Annotated in this window: 16 protein-coding genes and 1 tRNA gene; 10 read left to right on the top strand and 7 right to left on the bottom strand. The window is 52.9% G+C overall.

The window, feature by feature from the left end; genetic code table 11:
* Positions 1 to 36 precede the first annotated feature (36 nt).
* Positions 37 to 753, top strand: coding sequence for a DsbA family protein (locus ACLHIJ_RS06430; protein WP_411297462.1), 717 nt, complete (start codon positions 37 to 39; stop codon positions 751 to 753).
* A gap of 344 nt (positions 754 to 1097) precedes the next feature.
* On the opposite strand, the gene ACLHIJ_RS06425 is transcribed toward ACLHIJ_RS06430, so the two are convergent.
* Positions 1098 to 1568: a ribonuclease H gene (locus ACLHIJ_RS06425; protein ID WP_411297463.1), complete on the bottom strand. Its 471-nt coding sequence runs from the start codon at positions 1566 to 1568 to the stop codon at positions 1098 to 1100.
* Positions 1569 to 1675: 107 nt separating this feature from the next.
* On the opposite strand from ACLHIJ_RS06425, the gene ACLHIJ_RS06420 reads away from it, so the two are divergent.
* Positions 1676 to 2581 carry a macro domain-containing protein gene (locus ACLHIJ_RS06420; RefSeq protein ID WP_411297464.1) on the top strand — a complete coding sequence of 302 codons (906 nt, stop codon included), beginning with the start codon at positions 1676 to 1678 and terminating at the stop codon, positions 2579 to 2581.
* A gap of 24 nt (positions 2582 to 2605) precedes the next feature.
* Here ACLHIJ_RS06420 and ACLHIJ_RS06415 read toward each other — a convergent pair whose 3' ends face one another.
* Positions 2606 to 2878, bottom strand: coding sequence for an NgoBV family restriction endonuclease (locus ACLHIJ_RS06415; RefSeq protein ID WP_411297465.1), 273 nt, complete (start codon positions 2876 to 2878; stop codon positions 2606 to 2608).
* Between the two features lie 747 nt (positions 2879 to 3625).
* A tRNA-Leu gene (locus tag ACLHIJ_RS06410) sits at positions 3626 to 3712 on the bottom strand.
* Between the two features lie 175 nt (positions 3713 to 3887).
* Here ACLHIJ_RS06410 and ACLHIJ_RS06405 point away from each other — a divergent pair.
* From ACLHIJ_RS06405 to pknB, 6 genes are all read left to right on the top strand, one after another.
* Positions 3888 to 4586, top strand: coding sequence for an FhaA domain-containing protein (locus ACLHIJ_RS06405; protein WP_411297571.1), 699 nt, complete (start codon positions 3888 to 3890; stop codon positions 4584 to 4586).
* Positions 4583 to 5074, top strand: coding sequence for an FHA domain-containing protein (locus tag ACLHIJ_RS06400; RefSeq protein ID WP_411297572.1), 492 nt, complete (start codon positions 4583 to 4585; stop codon positions 5072 to 5074). The genes ACLHIJ_RS06405 and ACLHIJ_RS06400 overlap by 4 nt, the downstream gene beginning before the upstream one ends.
* Positions 5071 to 6534, top strand: a complete 1464-nt coding sequence (locus ACLHIJ_RS06395; RefSeq protein WP_411297573.1) for a protein phosphatase 2C domain-containing protein — start codon at positions 5071 to 5073, stop codon at positions 6532 to 6534. The genes ACLHIJ_RS06400 and ACLHIJ_RS06395 overlap by 4 nt, the downstream gene beginning before the upstream one ends.
* Positions 6531 to 7991: an FtsW/RodA/SpoVE family cell cycle protein gene (locus ACLHIJ_RS06390; protein WP_411297574.1), complete on the top strand. Its 1461-nt coding sequence runs from the start codon at positions 6531 to 6533 to the stop codon at positions 7989 to 7991. Before ACLHIJ_RS06395 ends, ACLHIJ_RS06390 begins: the two co-directional genes overlap by 4 nt.
* Entirely contained in the window at positions 7988 to 9427 is a 1440-nt protein-coding gene (locus ACLHIJ_RS06385) for a peptidoglycan D,D-transpeptidase FtsI family protein (RefSeq protein ID WP_411297575.1), read from the top strand. Before ACLHIJ_RS06390 ends, ACLHIJ_RS06385 begins: the two co-directional genes overlap by 4 nt.
* A 211-nt stretch (positions 9428 to 9638) precedes the next feature.
* Entirely contained in the window at positions 9639 to 11489 is a 1851-nt protein-coding gene (gene pknB / locus ACLHIJ_RS06380) for a Stk1 family PASTA domain-containing Ser/Thr kinase (protein ID WP_411297576.1), read from the top strand.
* 378 nt (positions 11490 to 11867) lie between these two features.
* On the opposite strand, the gene ACLHIJ_RS06375 is transcribed toward pknB, so the two are convergent.
* A complete protein-coding gene (locus ACLHIJ_RS06375) occupies positions 11868 to 12026 on the bottom strand; it encodes a hypothetical protein (RefSeq protein WP_411297577.1) in 159 nt (52 codons plus the stop codon).
* Positions 12027 to 12941, bottom strand: a complete 915-nt coding sequence (locus ACLHIJ_RS06370) for a class E sortase (protein ID WP_411298736.1) — start codon at positions 12939 to 12941, stop codon at positions 12027 to 12029. It abuts the gene before it with no gap.
* A 213-nt stretch (positions 12942 to 13154) separates the two neighbouring features.
* Between ACLHIJ_RS06370 and ACLHIJ_RS06365 the strand changes: the two genes are divergently transcribed.
* Positions 13155 to 13430 carry a cell division protein CrgA gene (locus tag ACLHIJ_RS06365; RefSeq protein WP_411297579.1) on the top strand — a complete coding sequence of 92 codons (276 nt, stop codon included), beginning with the start codon at positions 13155 to 13157 and terminating at the stop codon, positions 13428 to 13430.
* Between the two features lie 614 nt (positions 13431 to 14044).
* Here the strand turns inward: ACLHIJ_RS06365 and ACLHIJ_RS06360 are convergent.
* Together ACLHIJ_RS06360 and ACLHIJ_RS06355 are read right to left on the bottom strand one after the other, a co-directional pair.
* Entirely contained in the window at positions 14045 to 14767 is a 723-nt protein-coding gene (locus ACLHIJ_RS06360) for a rhomboid family intramembrane serine protease (protein ID WP_411297580.1), read from the bottom strand.
* A gap of 53 nt (positions 14768 to 14820) precedes the next feature.
* Positions 14821 to 15342 carry a peptidylprolyl isomerase gene (locus ACLHIJ_RS06355; protein ID WP_411297581.1) on the bottom strand — a complete coding sequence of 174 codons (522 nt, stop codon included), beginning with the start codon at positions 15340 to 15342 and terminating at the stop codon, positions 14821 to 14823.
* Positions 15343 to 15507: 165 nt separating this feature from the next.
* On the opposite strand from ACLHIJ_RS06355, the gene ACLHIJ_RS06350 reads away from it, so the two are divergent.
* On the top strand, positions 15508 to 16419 hold the full coding sequence (locus ACLHIJ_RS06350) for a hypothetical protein (RefSeq protein ID WP_411298734.1): 912 nt from the start codon (positions 15508 to 15510) through the stop codon (positions 16417 to 16419).
* Positions 16420 to 17174 lie beyond the last annotated feature (755 nt).

Below are 17174 nucleotides of genomic sequence, written 5' to 3'. Positions count from 1 at the left end.
TCCCGCGCCCACTACCACCTGGCATAAGCTACGGTCATGGAACATGACATTGTTGTTCACCTCTGGGTAGACATCGCCTGCCCCTGGTGCTGGATTGCCAAGAAGCGTCTAGAACGCGGCATTGCGTTATCTGAGCAGCGCGTCGCGGTGGAATATCACGCCTACCAGATTGATCCGAATTCTCCTCAGGAACCGACGCTCAGCTACCTAGAAAGCCTATGCCAGTTGACCGGCACAACACCCGAAAAGCTCCTTCCTCAGCTTGATATTCTCGTCGATGCTGGTCACAACGAAGGGATTGACATCCGATGGGAGCAGGTCGTCAACGTCAATACCTCGCTGGCTCATCAACTGGTCTATGCCGCAAAAGCCCGGGGCACAACGCCAGAGCAGGCGGCACTCCTTGGCGCGCAAAGCGTTGAGCTGCTATTCCAGGCACGATTTACACACGGAACAGACCTCACCCAGATTTCTCATCTCAGCGATATTGCCGCGCACCTTGGCTTATCTGCCGAGGAGATTCATACTGAATTAGCGAACAATACCTACGCCAATATGGTTCATCGAGATATGCGTGAGGCTCAACTCCTCGGCATCACCGAAGTTCCTTTCAGTATTATCGGCGGGAAATTCGGCGTCTGCGGCGCACAGCCACCGGAGGTTTTTGCTAAAACGATCCGGCACGCACTCGACGAAATGACGGTGGCTACCGCCCAGGAGATCCCTCTTGAGAAGGGAAATACTCCCTCTTAACCGGCAGTTTTACTCGGCAGATCCGCTAGGCAGCTCTACATGTCATTGTTGCTCTGACGCTCACTCTTGCACCCGTTAATCCCACAACGCCTGGATACCTGCTGAATAGTGATCGATTCACCACAGCAAAAGGTGGGCACGAGCCGAGAAACCGCCCTCTATCCCCTGATTCAGTTACCCATCACCCACACACAAAAAATAAAATAATCATGATTGCGCAAGTTGCTGCCGAAATTTCCTGAAGTTTTCGGTAGACGCAGCGATACCGCGGTATCCACGCTGGCGGGAGAACTATACAAGCCTCATATCCCACCCGCGTTATGCCATTTGTATGCACTTCCTAATTAGGAATTAAACCGACGAGATTGCTCTACTGCGAGCGCGTCGGCACGTTCATTTGCCGCATCGCCATTGTGCCCGCGAACCCATTCAACCTTCGTCTGCCCAATGCGCGACTCATATAGCTCCAATAACCGCGCAATGAGCTCCTGATTAAGCACCGGCTTACCGTCAGCTTTTCGCCATCCTCGCCGCCGCCAACCGACAGCCCATTTCGTCATGGAATTAACCACGTATGAGGAATCGCTACGCACCACCAGATTGACCTGCGGGCCAGCATATTCCAGGGCAGAAATCATGGCCGTAAGCTCCATGATGTTATTTGTGGTCTGCGCCGCTCCGCCGCTCATTGTTTTGCCGGAATAATGCTCCACCCAGGCCCAACCGCCAGGGCCGGGATTACCCGAACATGCCCCATCAGTGGTGATAACACAATCAAAACCAGGGTACGCCTGCCCAATTACTGTCTGCTTCATGGTGGTAAGACTACGGCACAGTCTAGCTGACCACGAAAATGGATCGGTCTCGGCGTTTAGCATCCAACTCTAGTAGGCTGGTCAGTAGCTGTATCAGGGAGGAAGTTATGCTTAAGCTGTCCGATTATCAGGACGCCATTGATCTATTGGAACCTTTTCCAGAGCCAAAGAATGATAAGCGGGCCAACTACGATCTTCTGATGACCGCGCTCGGCGGTCTGCCTAATAAGCATTACACGGGCACTTCCTCGTTAGCCCATCTCTCCACCGACGATCAGCTCTTCCGCTGGTTACAGGCCGAATTAGCATTGCGCGAACCTGGTCCGATCAATCCGGTGGTTTCGCGGGCGATCAATACCTTGCTCTATCGGCAGGTTGGTTTCCACGGGCGAGTGGAAGCCGATCATCTGCGTCGAGTTAGCGATCTTCTTCCGGAAACCGACTTCGTTTCCTCGGCAGAAACGGTGCTATTCCGGGGCGACGTCCGTCAGCTTGTTGTTGACGTCCTCGTCAATACTGCGTTGCCCTCGCTGACGGGATGCACGATCCCCCTACATGGATGCCTTGACTCGGTATTACACGCTCAGGCTGGCCCGTGGATGCGTAACGATTGCGCGAAAATTATGGAATTACAGGGGCTTGAGGAAGAGCCACGGGGTAATGCGAAAGTAACCCGCGGCTACCGGCTACCAGCAAAGTATGTTATCCACACGGTTGGTCCTGACGTCCAAGACGGCAAAATTGAGGATAAAGATCGCGAGATTCTTTATAACTGCTATTGGAATGCTATGGATCTGGCCGGGCAAATTCCTGGCGTGCGTTCCATTGCGTTCCCGGCAATCTCCACTGGTTTCAATGCTTTCCCTATTGAGGAGGCCGCTCGGATTGCCCTGGAATCCGTCACTGCTTGGATGAACCACCACGATCAGGCGATGGATCTCATCTTGTTCTCCGTCCATTCCGAAGAAGACGCCGAGAAGTACGCATCTGTGCTCAATACCTGGATCGATTAGCGCCTCTATGTTTAGAGCGCAGACTTAACAGTAACTAGACGCAGGTAGCGCAGGTATCTCCCAAATGTGTTTTAAGAAGATTTTCTCTACCGTGAAGCCTTGCGAAAAGCCGTCATTAGTAGGGGTGTATCCGAGAACAAAATAAGTGGCATCAATTTTTGACGGATTTTCATACGTTCTTGCAATAAAACTATGAAAGTTAGCTAGGTCAAACGCTGGTGAGTTAGATAATGGCTTATTTAGATAACCGACGACAAGCCGCCGCGCGTTCGCTATCGGAGTAGTAAGTAGCAGCACAATCTATCCAATTACCTCCGTTATTTGATGCTCGTCGCCTAGGTATCACAGAGTGCGGCGGCGGGCGCTAAACACCACAACTTTGACTTTTCTATGGGTATGCACATGTGCACGTATCCACATGTGCGTATGTGGATACATAACCGAGACAGTGCACAACTGAGATCACATATACACAAGACATAGTGCGGATGATCTCAACAACCTACATGCCTGCATATATGCAGGGTGTATAAAACAAAAGCGTGGATGGGATTATCCCCAGGAGTTTGGTAAGAGCTGGCGCAGTGTAGTTCGTGGCTTGTTCCTGCCTTGGATGGCATTTCCTATTGAGGTGTTCATATTCCTCGGTTGTTGGTCGGTGTTCGGGGTTCGGGGTATAGGGCACATTCTGTTACTCAAAAGGGTTAATCCCAAGGGTGGGTTATCGGAGAGATCGAGAGATTGAGAGATTGTGCGAGTGGCGTTTAATCCCAAGTTGTGGGTTATAGGACAAATTGTGTTGCTCCTGGGTTAGTCCCAAGTCTTATGGCACGGGTTGGGGTGGAGGTCATGAGTTGGAGGTGGCGGTACAGATATGGGGTTATAGGACAAAATGTGTTGCTTGTGGGTTAGTCCCAGGTGTTGTGGTATGGGGTGGTGTGGTGGAGTTCGTTCCAGCAGATTCCCTCGCCCACAGAGTATTCCAAAACAAAAAATGAGGGCATATACCCTCATCCATAAGCCCTATCTTTACCTGATAGGAGGTGGTGCTCGAGGGGGGAGTTGAACCCCCACTCCCGAAAGGGAACACGGACCTGAACCGTGCGCGTCTGCCTATTCCGCCACTCGAGCCAGTTCGATAGCACGAACCAGTTTACACAGCAGACCCACTCGTGTCATATTCACGTCATACGCTATGGTGCGAATCGCATTTTCCCACACCATCGTTCCCAGGTACTCTGTATTCCCTCCGCAATACAGAGTACCCTAGGAGCAGATTCGACTTCGAGACACTGAAAGGATAGACATGGGCGCTTTCGATAAAATTGAACGCGGCGTCGAAAATGCCTTTGAGAACGTGTTTTCCCGCGCCTTCCGTTCCGATCTCAAACCCGTCGAATTAGCCTCGGGAATCAAGAAATCAATGGACGATCGGGCAGCAGCGGTTAGCCGTGATCGCGTTGTCGTCCCTAACGAATTCGAGATTTCCTTATCAGAATCCGATTTCGACAAGCTCACCGACTGGGGCGAAGCAGAAATTCGCGCAGAACTGACGGACATCGCCACCGAACACGCCCGCGAACAGCAATACGCCTTCCTTGGGCCGGTATCCATCACCTTCACCAAAAATGCGGAGCTGACCCGCGGGAAACTCGTTGTGCGAGGTCGTTCGCGGCGAGGCGCGGCTGCACCGGCAACAACCGGTTACGCTTCCCCAGAAAACCCCATCATTGATATTGACGGCGAGCGCTACATCCTCACGGGAACCGTCACCGTCATTGGGCGCGGATCAAACGCGGATATCACCGTTGACGATCCAGGAGTATCCCGTCAGCACCTCGAACTGCGCATTACCCCAGGCGGAGTGATCGCCACCGATTTGAACACGACGAACGGTTCATACGTCGAAGGTCATCGCATCACCGCCGCCACTTTGCTTGATGGCAACACCATCACGATAGGGCGTACCCGTATTTTATTCTGGACCACTCCGGAGTCCTCATGAGCCCACTTACTCTCACGCTACTGCGCTTCGGTTTTCTTGCGCTGCTATGGATTTTCGTTCTTTTGATCGTCATCACTATCAAGAACGACGTATTTGGCACAGCAATCCGCGACCGCGCCGCGCGTCGACCTGCACGCTCCTCGCAACGGCACAACACTCCGGCCGCGCAGCCACCTCGCCCTGCCCCCAACGCGCAACCCCACTGGCAGCTTGTGGTCAGCGCCGGTGATCTGACTGGCACCACAATCCCTTTGGGCAATTCTGCACTAACCGTCGGCCGATCTCCGGATTCTGCTCTGGTATTAGATGACGGCTTTGCTTCTGCCCGCCACGCCCGTTTCTACACCGACGGCGCCGACTGGTATATCGAGGATCTCAACTCAACTAACGGCACGTGGGTCAACAACACCCGGATCTACCAGCCTACGCGGCTTGCACCGGGAGTTCCGATCATCATTGGTAAAACGACGATGGAGCTACGCCGGTGACACTCTCGCTTCGCTATGCCGCACTATCTGACGTCGGTCTGGTTCGCTCTACGAACCAGGATGCTGGGTATGCCTCTAATAACCTCCTCGTTCTCGCCGACGGCATGGGCGGGGCTGCAGGTGGCGATATTGCCTCCTCGGTAGTCGTCGGCCATTTGGCGAGAATTGATGACATTCACCAGGCAGAAGATCTCCTCTCTCTCCTGCACACCACACTCGAAGAGGCCCATAGCGAACTTATTGAACGTGCTGAAGAACAAACTGAACTAGCTGGTTTAGGGACGACGTGCATTGCCATCTTGCGTTCCTCGAATAAATTAGCGATGGCACATATTGGGGATTCTCGGGCATACCTGCTACGGGAAAACGCCCTCATGCAAATCACCAAGGATCATACCCTCGTCCAATATCTCCTCGATCACGGAGAAATCACTGCCGAAGAAGCTGCAAATCACCCCAAACGAAACGTGATTATGCGCAATATCGGCGACACTCCAGAACCACTCGACATCGATGCCTCCTTGCGCGTCGCCATCCCTGGGGATCGCTGGCTACTGTGTTCCGACGGGCTGTTCGGCGTTGTTTCCGACGAACGAATCGCCCAGACGCTTATCGACTATCCTGACGTCGATGCATGTACCCAGGAGCTTATTGATCTCGCACTAGCTGGGGGCGCTCCAGATAACGTCACAGTTATTGTTGCCGACATCGTTGATGACGATACCGAAGAACCTCACGCTGATCGTGGTCCACTCATTGTTGGATCGGCCGCCATTGACGCCGCCAAACCAACCCGTGGCGGGCAATCTGCTGCCGCACAGGCCGCCGCATTGCGCCGATCGCACGCCGACGCGGCACCGGATAATGAGATTCAGGACGACGACGCCCCCGCACCCACCCCGCTTCGTCGAATCTGGGCGCGCCTCGGGGTGACTATCGTTATTCTTCTCGTCCTCCTCGGCGCGGGATTTGGCTCATATTCCTGGTCACAACGGCAGTATTACGTCAGTACCTCAGAGGGGTATCTTGCTATTTTCCAAGGCGTTCCTAATGATCTTGGGCCAATTAAGCTCTCCCATCTGCATACCAAGACCACCATTCGCCTGACGGATCTTGCCCCCGTGGCACAAAGCCGTCTTGATTCGCCGATTACCCGCGGATCGCTGGAAGAAGCCGAAAAAGTAATCGCAGATCTCGCCGCCCATGAACGAGATAGTAGTAAAGATCCCGCAGGAACGAACCCCGCACCGTCAAATACCCCGTCTCCGTCGGTATATCCTCCGACAGAGAATCGCCCAGGTACCACCCCTACCGGCGGTACGGCACCCAGTGGGAATACCCCCAGCGCACCAAGCGGGCTCCCCACCTCACGCGACGACGCCACGCCTCGTATCTCGCAAACGCCGCGCACTCAGCCAACAGTCCCCCCAGTCACCCAAGAAAAGGATCACGACCGATGAGCGTGGTCACGCAACAGCGCGCACGCACCGGGCGACTGCGAGAAATTGGGCTTCTCGTCATCGCCCTAGTTATCTGTGCTATCGCCTGGATCTTGGTGTATCACGCGGAAACAGAACATGCAACGAGCCCTGTTCCACCACGTTTTGCCCTCATCATGGCTCTGGTGGTCATAGCGGTCTGTATAGCCCATATCTTTATCCGACGTTGGGCGCCCTGGGCTGATCCAACCTTCTTTCCCATTGCGGTCGCATTAACCGGCCTCGGATTGGTCATGATCCACCGTATCGACTTTGCCCTAGTGGCTCGCGGAGGGGCGCCAGAGCTGACGGGGCAAGCACGGCTGGCAGTACTCGGATTGATCCTCATGGTGGCCACAGTTGGTATCCTTCGCGACCACCGTCGATTGCGCCGAGTCACCTACCTATCGCTGATCGGTGGCACATTTCTACTGCTCATGCCCATGATTCCGGGGCTGGGGCGAACGATTAATGGCGCACGAATCTGGATTCACTTCGCTGGATTTTCCTATCAGCCTGCCGAGATGGCAAAAATTCTGTTTGCAATCTTCTTTGCCGGTTACCTCGTCGTGCAGCGAGACAACCTGGCATTAGCGGGTAAGAAATTCTTTAGGATTCAGTTGCCGCGCGCTCGGCATTTTGCCCCGCTCCTCGTCGCCTGGATTGCCTGTATGGGAATCCTGATGATGGAACGCGACTTCGGCACTGCGATCCTGTTCTTTGCCTTGTTTATCGCCCTGCTCTACATCGCTACCGAACGTATCTCATGGATTATCTTCGGCGGGCTGTTAACCATCGTCGGGGTGTATGCGATTGTGCAGATTATGCCGCACATCCAGGCGCGTTTTGAAATTTGGCAGCACCCCCTGGATCCTGATATTTACAACTCTGCGTTCGGCTCTTATCAGCTCGTCCAAGGCTGGTTTGGAATGGCCTCCGGCGGCATGGTAGGCACTGGTTTTGGGCAAGGCTATCCCACAAACTCTTTCGCTGCGAACTCTGATTTCATCATCGCCTCTTTCGGGGAAGAAATCGGACTGATTGGCCTGCTCGCCATTTTGGCAATCTTCTTACTCTTCGTCTCGCGCGCCTTTAAGGTTGCCATCGATCTGCGTGATGGTTTTGGAAAACTTCTTGCTTCTGGATTGGGCTTCGTCATCGCTGTGCAATGCTTCGTCGTTGTTGGCGGAGTAACCGGCGTTATTCCATTAACTGGTTTAGCAATGCCGTTCCTGGCTTTAGGGGGATCTGCCTTGCTGACCAACTGGATTATCGTGGGATTACTCTTGCGTATGTCTGACGCGGCCCGCCGTCCGTACACTCCTACAGCTCCGCCGGTATCAAGTGGCGACTCAGGTGATCTCACCCTGACCGATCCTGCCACAGCTCCCTCACCCGAAGAAGCAGACCGGCAACCAACGGTGGTGGTATCCCGATGAATCCCCCCTTACGTAAACTCACTGCCATCGTCATCGTCATGTTTCTCACCCTCATGGCGGCGGCGACGTCACTCCAATTCTTCCGAGCAGACTCGCTCAATGCTGACGCGCGCAACGTTCGCACTCTCTACAAGCAGTACGGGATAGATCGCGGTCCGATTATCGTCGCCGGAGAAGCCATTACCGGCTCCACTGCCGTTGATTCGCCTTACCGTTACCAGCGCACCTACTCCCACGGAGAGCTATATGCGCCCATTACCGGCTATTTTTCCGTCGTGTATAACTCAATGACCGGAATGGAACGCGCTGAAAACGGGGTGCTATCCGGAAGCTCAGACGAACTTTTCGGCCAACGCCTCAACGAACTGATCTCTGGTAAAGAGCCACAAGGCGGCGGTGTTTCTCTCACAATTAATCCCCGAGCTCAACAAGCTGCCTGGGATGCGCTCGGCAACCAACGAGGTGCAGTCGTTGCTATTGAACCAGAAACCGGAAAAATTTTAGCTTTAGTTTCCAAACCCACTTTTGATCCGAATATCATCGCCTCGCATGATGTTGCCACTGCACAACAAGGCTGGAATAGCTACGAATCAGATCCCGCCCATCCGCTAGAAAATCGAGCTATCGGTGGCGATCTCTTTGCCCCTGGTTCAGTGTTTAAGCTCATCACGGCTTCGGCAATGTTGGAATCCGGGATTACCGCCGATACTTTGATCGACGCCCCCACGACCTACACCCCTCCGCAAACCGATCACAAGATCTTCAATCCTGGGCAGCGCCCCTGCGGAGATGGTTCCGGAAAAGTTCCACTACGGCAGGCGTTCTTACAATCCTGCAATACCGCATTTGCTATTGGTGGGCAACGTCTCGGGCAAGATGCCATGACGAAAATGGCAGAAGCCTACGGATTCCACACCAATTTCGAGATTCCATTGGAAACGCGAGGAGCGGTCTTTCCCAAGAATTCCTCCGAAGCAGCCTTGGCGATGGCCTCTTTCGGGCAGCAAGATGTGCGCGTCTCGCCTCTGCAAATGGCAATGGTTGCGGCAGCAATCGCAAATAACGGGGTACTTATGACCCCTTATCTCGTCGATCAAACCCTATCTGCCGATCTGGCCGTGTTATCCCAAACTGAACCACATGAATTTAGCCGTCCAATATCAGCAAAAACGGCCAGTGATATGCGCTCAATGATGATTGATGTGGTTAACCGTGGTACTGGAACACATGCTGCGTTAGGAAATGTTCAAGTTGCCGGTAAGACGGGAACAGCGGAGATTTCCCCCGAGGTAGAACCACACGCCTGGTTCGCGGGCTTCGATGCCACCGATCACCCGCGCGTGGCTGTTGCCGCATTTGTGGAAAATGGCGGCGATGGTGGCGAGGTGGCCGGCCCAGTAGCTCGCGCGGTTATTGAAGCGGTGGTGAGCCAATGAGTGGAAACCCCGCACACAGATCAGCACGTGTCATCGAATTAGCCCGTGCTATCAGGGCATATCCCCACGCATATCCGCACCAGGGCACCGCGGATCTTAACCCGTCGGCAAACTGTAACCGGATTGTAACGTTAATAGTTAGAGCTTTTCATCAGAACTGCGGCAATATGTTTAACGATGCACCCAGCATCCTAAGAGAAGGAAGAGTGGCATGGCTGAAGTACCACGCATCCTAGGAGATCGCTACGAGGTCGGTGATCTCATCGGTCGCGGCGGTATGGCACAAGTCCATCTGGGATACGATACTCGTCTATCGCGAACAGTGGCTGTGAAGGTATTGCGAACGGATCACGCAAGCGACCCGACGTTTGTTGCGCGTTTCCGGCGGGAAGCGCAGTCTGCTGCTGCTTTGAATCACCCGTCTATCGTTGCGGTCTATGATACCGGCGAAGAAACGATGACCTCAGATTCTGGGCGCACCCTATCGTTGCCGTATATCGTCATGGAATACGTTAAGGGCCGGACGGTATCTCAGCTCCTATCAAACGGGGACGCACTACCAATCGGAGAAGCCGTTCAGATCGTCGTCGGCGTGTTATCTGCTTTGGAATACTCGCATCGCGAGGGGATCGTTCACCGAGATATAAAACCTGGCAACATCATGTTGACCCCGGATGGCAAGGTCAAAGTGATGGATTTCGGGATTGCCCGAGCTATCGCCGACTCAGCCGCCACCATGACGCAGACGAACTCCGTCGTCGGTACTGCTCAGTATCTTTCACCCGAACAAGCCCGCGGTGAAGTGGTAGATGCGCGCTCAGATTTGTATTCCACCGGATGCCTGCTCTACGAACTACTAACCGGGCAGCCGCCATTCCGTGGAGATTCCGCTGTGGCAGTGGCGTATCAGCACGTCTCCCAAACTCCGGTTCCACCCGCCAATATCGCGCCCGATATTCCTGAGGATATTGCCCGCGTAGTGATGAAATCTCTGGCAAAACGCCGCGAGGATCGCTACCAAAGCGCGGGAGATATGCGAGCTGAGCTTCTTGCTGCTTACCGTGGTGAAAGCGTCTCTGCGCCGGCGGTAGGGTCGTGGCAAACGCAGGTTATTTCCGGTCCAACTCACGTCACCCCCGCTATTCCGGCAACATCCGTGACGGCAACTGCTGTTCCTCCGGCTTCCCCTGCCCTCGCGCAGCCCGCACCCGCGCCCGCGTCGGTAAAAACGGAAAGTAAAGAAGAGCCGCGCCGAAATGGCATGTACATCTTCTTGGGCATATTGTTCTTCGTGTTGGCCACGATAGGAATCATCTATGCCTACGTTTCTACTCACCACGAGCCTCCAAAGTCAGAGCCAACGGCGACGCAAATTACCGTGCCGGATATGCAAAACATGGATCAGACGCAAGTCCGGCAGACGCTGGAAAAAGCGGGACTATCTCTCGATATTGGCGATCCTGTCGAGCATGACACCATTCCCGTCGGCATTTTCGTCTCGTCAAACCCGCAGATCGGCTCCACGGTTAACGCTGGAAGCACCGTCATCGTCCATTTCTCTTCGGGTGTAGGAAAAGTAAAAGTTCCCGACGTCTCCAACGGCAACTACAACCAAGATCAAGCGAAGAAAGCTCTAGAAGACGCTGGGTTGAAAGTCGGGCGTGTGGATACGCAAGATATTCCCGGAAAGGCAAAAGACACTGTCACCTCAACAGATCCGCGTGCAGGTATTGAAGTAAGTAAGGGATCGACGGTAAATCTGGTAGTTGCTTCTGGTGAAATCATGTTGGTGGATCTGCGTGGCTTTGCCGTAAAGGACGCCGAAGCTGTGTTGCGCGATGAGCTACATATTCCAACGATTTCGATTACCGAACGGGAAACCTCGGATTATGCCCCTGGTGTCGTCTTAGAAATGACTCCTGGTCCCGGAAAAGTTCCCTATGATCAGCGCGTTGATCTCGTTGTTGCCAAAGCTCCGACACAGCCGCCAACAGATGCCTCGACGACAACGCCGAGTCCAAAGCCGACTGATAAAGATAAAGATAAAAACAAGAACGGCTGACGAGCGAACCCATAACGCTACAAACCCGCATAATGCCGTGGTTGTAGCTAGGGGTTTGCTCGGTGAATGAATTGATCTGATGGGCTGAGGACTGGGTAGCGGTAAGCAAGGTACAGGAGTATTCACTGGATGCCCTGCCACGGGTATCACATCGTCATCCAAGGCAGTCACAATCAATGCCGCCCTGCATAAGCGAAAAGACCGCAGGAATCAAGGAATTTTTTGTTACTCTCCTTCGCTATCTGGGAGAGATAACGCGAATCCAGGTGATCCCTGCGGTCTATCCGCGCCGATAATACATCCTGCTTCTCGGCGCTATACACAAGAAAGCGCTACATTGATTATCAGCACACGTTAACTGTGATAACTAGTGTTTTGCTAGTTTCCAATCGTATTGTCAACAAGTTTCGTGTTTTCCATTACCCAGGGAAAAACAAACTCGAAGAGCACATAAACCACTGCGAGGATCAAAATAAGTGCTTCAATTGCTTTGAGCCATCGCGGCCCCGGCAAAATCCGCCATAATGCTGCATACATCTACATCTCCTTCTTCGTCGCGGAGCTATCAGCAAAAAGATCTGTTAGAAAATATTTCTCGCCCAGCGCCGGCATAGAACTTGGCTGATCGAAAGAGGGCGACGAAACCCCTGCGGCACCGGAACCAGATGCGGCCGGATCGGCCAGCGGCTGCGGGATACCATCGCTTCGCTTCGTCCAATACTCGAATTCTGCATGAACAATCCAGCGTTCATTAGAAATAAACGGCGGATGGCACGTGGTAATAGTCAGTAGGCGTCGCGTCGGTTCTCCTGGGGCTGAGCCCCCGTTTTGTTGGGCGGCTAGGGCTTGGAATGGATCTGGAGCGATAGTCCAGGTCGCATCGGGAGCTACGATTTCGTGCCCAACGACACGATAAACCAAATACGCATCGGGAATCTCCACCACAATAGGATCGCCGTCTTCTAATTGGTCAACGTGCAACATGGGAGCGCCGTAGGTTTGCCGGTGCGCCGCCGTGGAGAAATTACCTATCTGGCCTGGCAGTGCCGTCTCTACATAGTGCCCGAACGAGCCTTTATCCAAAATCTCTTCCAAGGCTGTGCCTTGCTGAATCGTGTAGGCATAGGTCAGACCAAAAGCTGGAATACGCATGACTCCGATCGTCTCCCCCTCAGCGAGAGGTTTCGTCCAGTCTGGTGGTGGCCCTGGCTGTGGCTGAGCAATCTTGGTGGTATCAACTTGACCGAATTGCTCTTGGATCTTTTCCACTGCAGCGCGTTGTTCGCGATTCGCTTCAATATCTGTCCACCACACTTGCCAGACGATAAAAAGCGTCAGTACTAAACCGATAGTGATGCACAACTCGCCGATAATCCCAATGATATTGATAAACAGGGATGGCTTTCGCCGGTCGCCATGACGGGTTGACAGGGTCGAATCGGCATGTGTCATACTTCATCCTTTGCTTAGGGATAGCCCAATATGGCCTCGATAAAATCTTACCGAAAACCGCGTGGACACCTCTCCATGAGGGACTTTGCAGTCGATACGTGCGTTAGCTTATCGCACCTGCAGGAATTGGTGGGAAAATCTGCCAGCAGCTAATTCCTGTTTTGGCTTTCTGTTGTATAGGCTTAAGACATCATTATCAGTAAAGGATGAAAGATGCCCGAGTCGAAGAAACGTAAGAAGGTCGAGCAGCGGCGTATTGCCCGCCAGCAGGCGCAGATGCGTCAGGATCAGAAAGCCCCCAAGGCGTCCCCACGCTGGTGGGTTCCCGTTATGGTGGGTTTGGCCCTGATTGGTCTGCTTATCATCGTCATTACCTACGTTAGTTCCGGACGCTATCCCATTCCTGGCTTAGAGAACGGCAATGTCAATCTCTTTATCGGTATTGGTTTCATGCTTGTCGGTTTCTTGATGACGATGGGATGGAAGTAGCTTTCTCGAGAGGAAGCATATTTCCGCAGTATAAGGCGGGTAGGGCAATCCATGCTCCTACCCGTTTGCTGTTCTTATCGTTCTTTTTTGATATTTCCTGCTGTTGTTCCTTGTTTATTTCTTGTTATTTCTTGACGCCCGGGAATAGACCTACTCACACGCTTCGTCCTATACCTCCTGCTGCACCTGCGGGATTTCCAGTTCGGCTCAGAAATGGGGAACGGGCCACTACCGCAGATTAAGCCTGACGTTTATCGCCTTAGTAACGACAAACGTTGTTAGCACGTACTGGAACGTCATATTCGGTTCTGCGGCAATCTCCTGCTTCACGTTGTTATCTGAACTGCATTGTTAGCACATGTTTTTCTAGAAGAATCCGCAAAATCACAACACATCTCAGCGGAAATAACATCCGTGTAATTTATCCCCAGGCATATCCACACCAGTGGAATAACATGCATGTAATTTTCCACAGTAGTGGATGAGTACGTGAATAACTATTGTTCTCGTCGCACAGTTCGTTCCACATCCCGATAATCTTTTCCCCAGATATCTTTCCTGGCACAGAACGTAAGATGTGGAAATCGACGAGATAGAGAAACGTTTGTGGCTAGCTAGATACGGTCTGAATACATGTACATGGGATACAGCAGTGCCGCTATAAATAAACACGCCGTCAGAACATTAACGGCAACTAAATAGCGAGGATTCTTTCGCATCACAGACGCAATACCTGCGTAGCGACGGCAGACTTTCGCTACCATAAACCACAACTCAATAATGAGAGCACCTGTAATCAAACCGCCAAGATGGGACTGCCACGATACCTGCGGCCATAACAAGCTGAATGCAATATTGATCGCGAGAACAATATAAAAGCTTTTCATGGGCACATGCCCAGCTTGAGCAACGACGATTAACGCACCAAATAAACCAAAGATCGCACCAGATGCGCCAACAATCACGTACTCCTGATTCATCAGGTAACCGATAAATGTCGCCACGACGTTTCCCGCAATTGCACTGAGGAAATATATCGTCAGGAAACGTCCCGCTCCGAACATCGGCTCGGTAATCCGCCCAATAATCCACAAGGACAGCATGTTAATCACGAGATGCCAAAATCCACTGTGGAGAAACGCTGAACTAATAAAGCGATACGGCTCGTAGTGAGCTATATACGGGTGATACGCCAAATCAATATACACCTGTGGCCAGAAATACTGCGCAATCATGACGCATACGCACGCCACAATCAGTGCGATGGTAACTGGTGGATAATCGGTAAACAGTCGGCGGGAGGATGACCCTCCCGCCGGTGAATCTATATCAGACATATAGCATCATATTGGGAATAGAATGGCTCATATAGCCGCAATAGCCCCAATGTTTAGTCGGTAACAGTAACAGAATTGATGACGATCGGCTCAACAGGACGATCCATCGGGCCAGTCTCTGCCGTAGCGATCTTATCCACAACAGCCTGAGAATCCACATCGGTAACGCGACCAAAAATCGTATGCTTACCCTGCAACCAGGTGGTAGGGGCTACCGTAATGAAGAACTGCGATCCGTTCGTTCCTCGGCCACCACGCTTACCTGCATTAGCCATAGCGAGCATATACGGCTCGGTGAAGTTCAATTCCGGAGCAATCTCATCATCAAAGACGTATCCCGGACCGCCCGTACCCGTACCCAAAGGATCGCCACCCTGGATCATGAATCCAGCGATAACGCGATGGAAGATGACACCGTCATACAGAGGCCGCGACGTCCGTTCATTCGTCTTAGGATCAAGCCACTCCCGTTTTCCGGTTGCCAGCTCAGTAAAGTTGGCTACCGTTTCCGGTGCCTCGTCGGAATACAAATCAACTGTGATATCACCATAGGTGGTGTGCAATGTTGCTTTCATGGCCCTATCTTCGCACATACTGAGAAAATATTGAGACTTTCCACAGCGTCATACGTGCTAACGGCGAAATTTATTAGATAATACGTGGCAAGGCTCTGCAATATTGTTCCACACGTGGAAAAATGGGTGTTGAGACGGATGGAACCATCCGTGAGTTTTGGAGGTATGTCAATGTCGTTTCTGTGCTGTAAGAGGAAGAGCAAGAAAGACAAGCTCATGCAAGAGGCTTCGTCTTTTGCCGATCAGGCACGCAATGCTGGTCTAAAGGTTTCAGATCGGGCGCTACAAGCTGGTAAAGCAGCTCGCACATGGGCAGCTCCACACGCTGAAATGGCGGCCGAACGTATCGTCCCGCTCGCGCAGGACGCCTACGGCAAGGCAAATAATGCTGCTCATGAAGCCTACGATCGTGCCCGTCCATACCTGAAGGACGCAGCCGATCGGGCCCGCCCCTACGTCAAGGATGCAGCCGCACGCGCGGAAGATACCGTTGGTCGTATTCGGGAAGATTACTATCCACGGGCCAAGCGAGCATTCCATGCTGCTATCGAAGAAGCCCGCAATAGCTCTGGTGATCTATCGAGCCGCACGCGCAGCATTGTCGAAGCATCTCGAAAAGAATTTGAGAAACCGACGAAGAAGCGCGGTCGCAAGCTCCTTGGCTTCGTTCTTGTTGCCGGTGCCGGTGCCGCTATTGCCTACGCCGCCTGGTCGCGTTCTAAGCCGGTGCAGGACCCGTGGGCGGAGTCCTACTGGGAAGATGTCGCCACCGCCGATGAACAGGGCGAGGAATCCCCTGTTGAGGCCGTCAAGGAAGCGGCGGATGAGGCTACTGACGCTGGAGAAGCCCGTTTGAACGAGCTAAAGGCAAAGGCACAGGATCTCGCTAAGGACGTCAAGGATACCGCGAAGGACGCCGTTAAAGACGTCAAGGATGGAGCAGAAGATCTTGCCGATAAAGCTAAAGATAAGGCTGGCGACGCCGCCGATAAGGCCAAAGACCTTGCCAATGAAGCCGTCTCGAAAGAGAAGGAAGCTGCTGAAGCGGCCGGTTTAACAACTGACGAGAAGAAGTAACTCGTCCGATAGTCGCTGCTAGGCCCACACCATTCGGTGTGGGCCTACTATCATTAACCACTACTTACGTTTACGCACCGATAAATACCACTCCGCATACACGCCTTCACGTCCAATAAAAGCAGCTTCGATTTTCAGTGAGTTTAGGGATAGATGGTGCTGCCCATGAATTAGCACTTGGATGTGCCTGCGTAGAGCAGACATCACCCTTGGTAGTTGTGGAATCGAGGATTCTATTCGAAGCCTTCGCTATTTGACAAGGTTGTTCACGGCTTCAGTGACGGAGTGCGATAGTCGAGTGTATGCCAGGGCAGGCTCGGGTTATAGAGCAGATTGTGTAAGTGGGGGTTAGTCCCAGCGGTTTGGTAGGGGCTGGTGTGGTGAAGTTGTTTTCTCGGGCAAAGCGTATTTTGTCTCTGTCGTGCCATGCTCCAGCTTCAGTTGTGGCTTTGGCTCTAATCCTCTTATATACCCTAGTTGTCGGGTGATGGAGCGTTCGGCTACGTCGTAGATCTGTTTGGCTGCATAGTGGATTAGCTGCACCGTTGTGGTTGCTGGTGTAGCACGTTCCTTGCCCGTTGGGGCGTCTGCTTTTTCTGCCAGCAAGCGGGCGAACGGCTTAACCGGAGGGTTATAGGACAAAATGTGTTGCTTGTGGGTTAGTCCCAGGTGTTGTGGTATGGGGTGGTGTGGTGGAGTTCGTTCCAGCAGATTGCGTCGCCCCAGGTGGGTATGGTGGTGTTGGCTTGTTGGTG

This window comes from Trueperella sp. LYQ141 (assembly GCF_046599555.1).
In the GTDB taxonomy this organism is placed as follows: Bacteria; Actinomycetota; Actinomycetes; order Actinomycetales; family Actinomycetaceae; genus Trueperella.
Note: the sequence above shows the minus strand (reverse complement) of the source record. Positions and strands in the feature narration are given on the sequence as shown.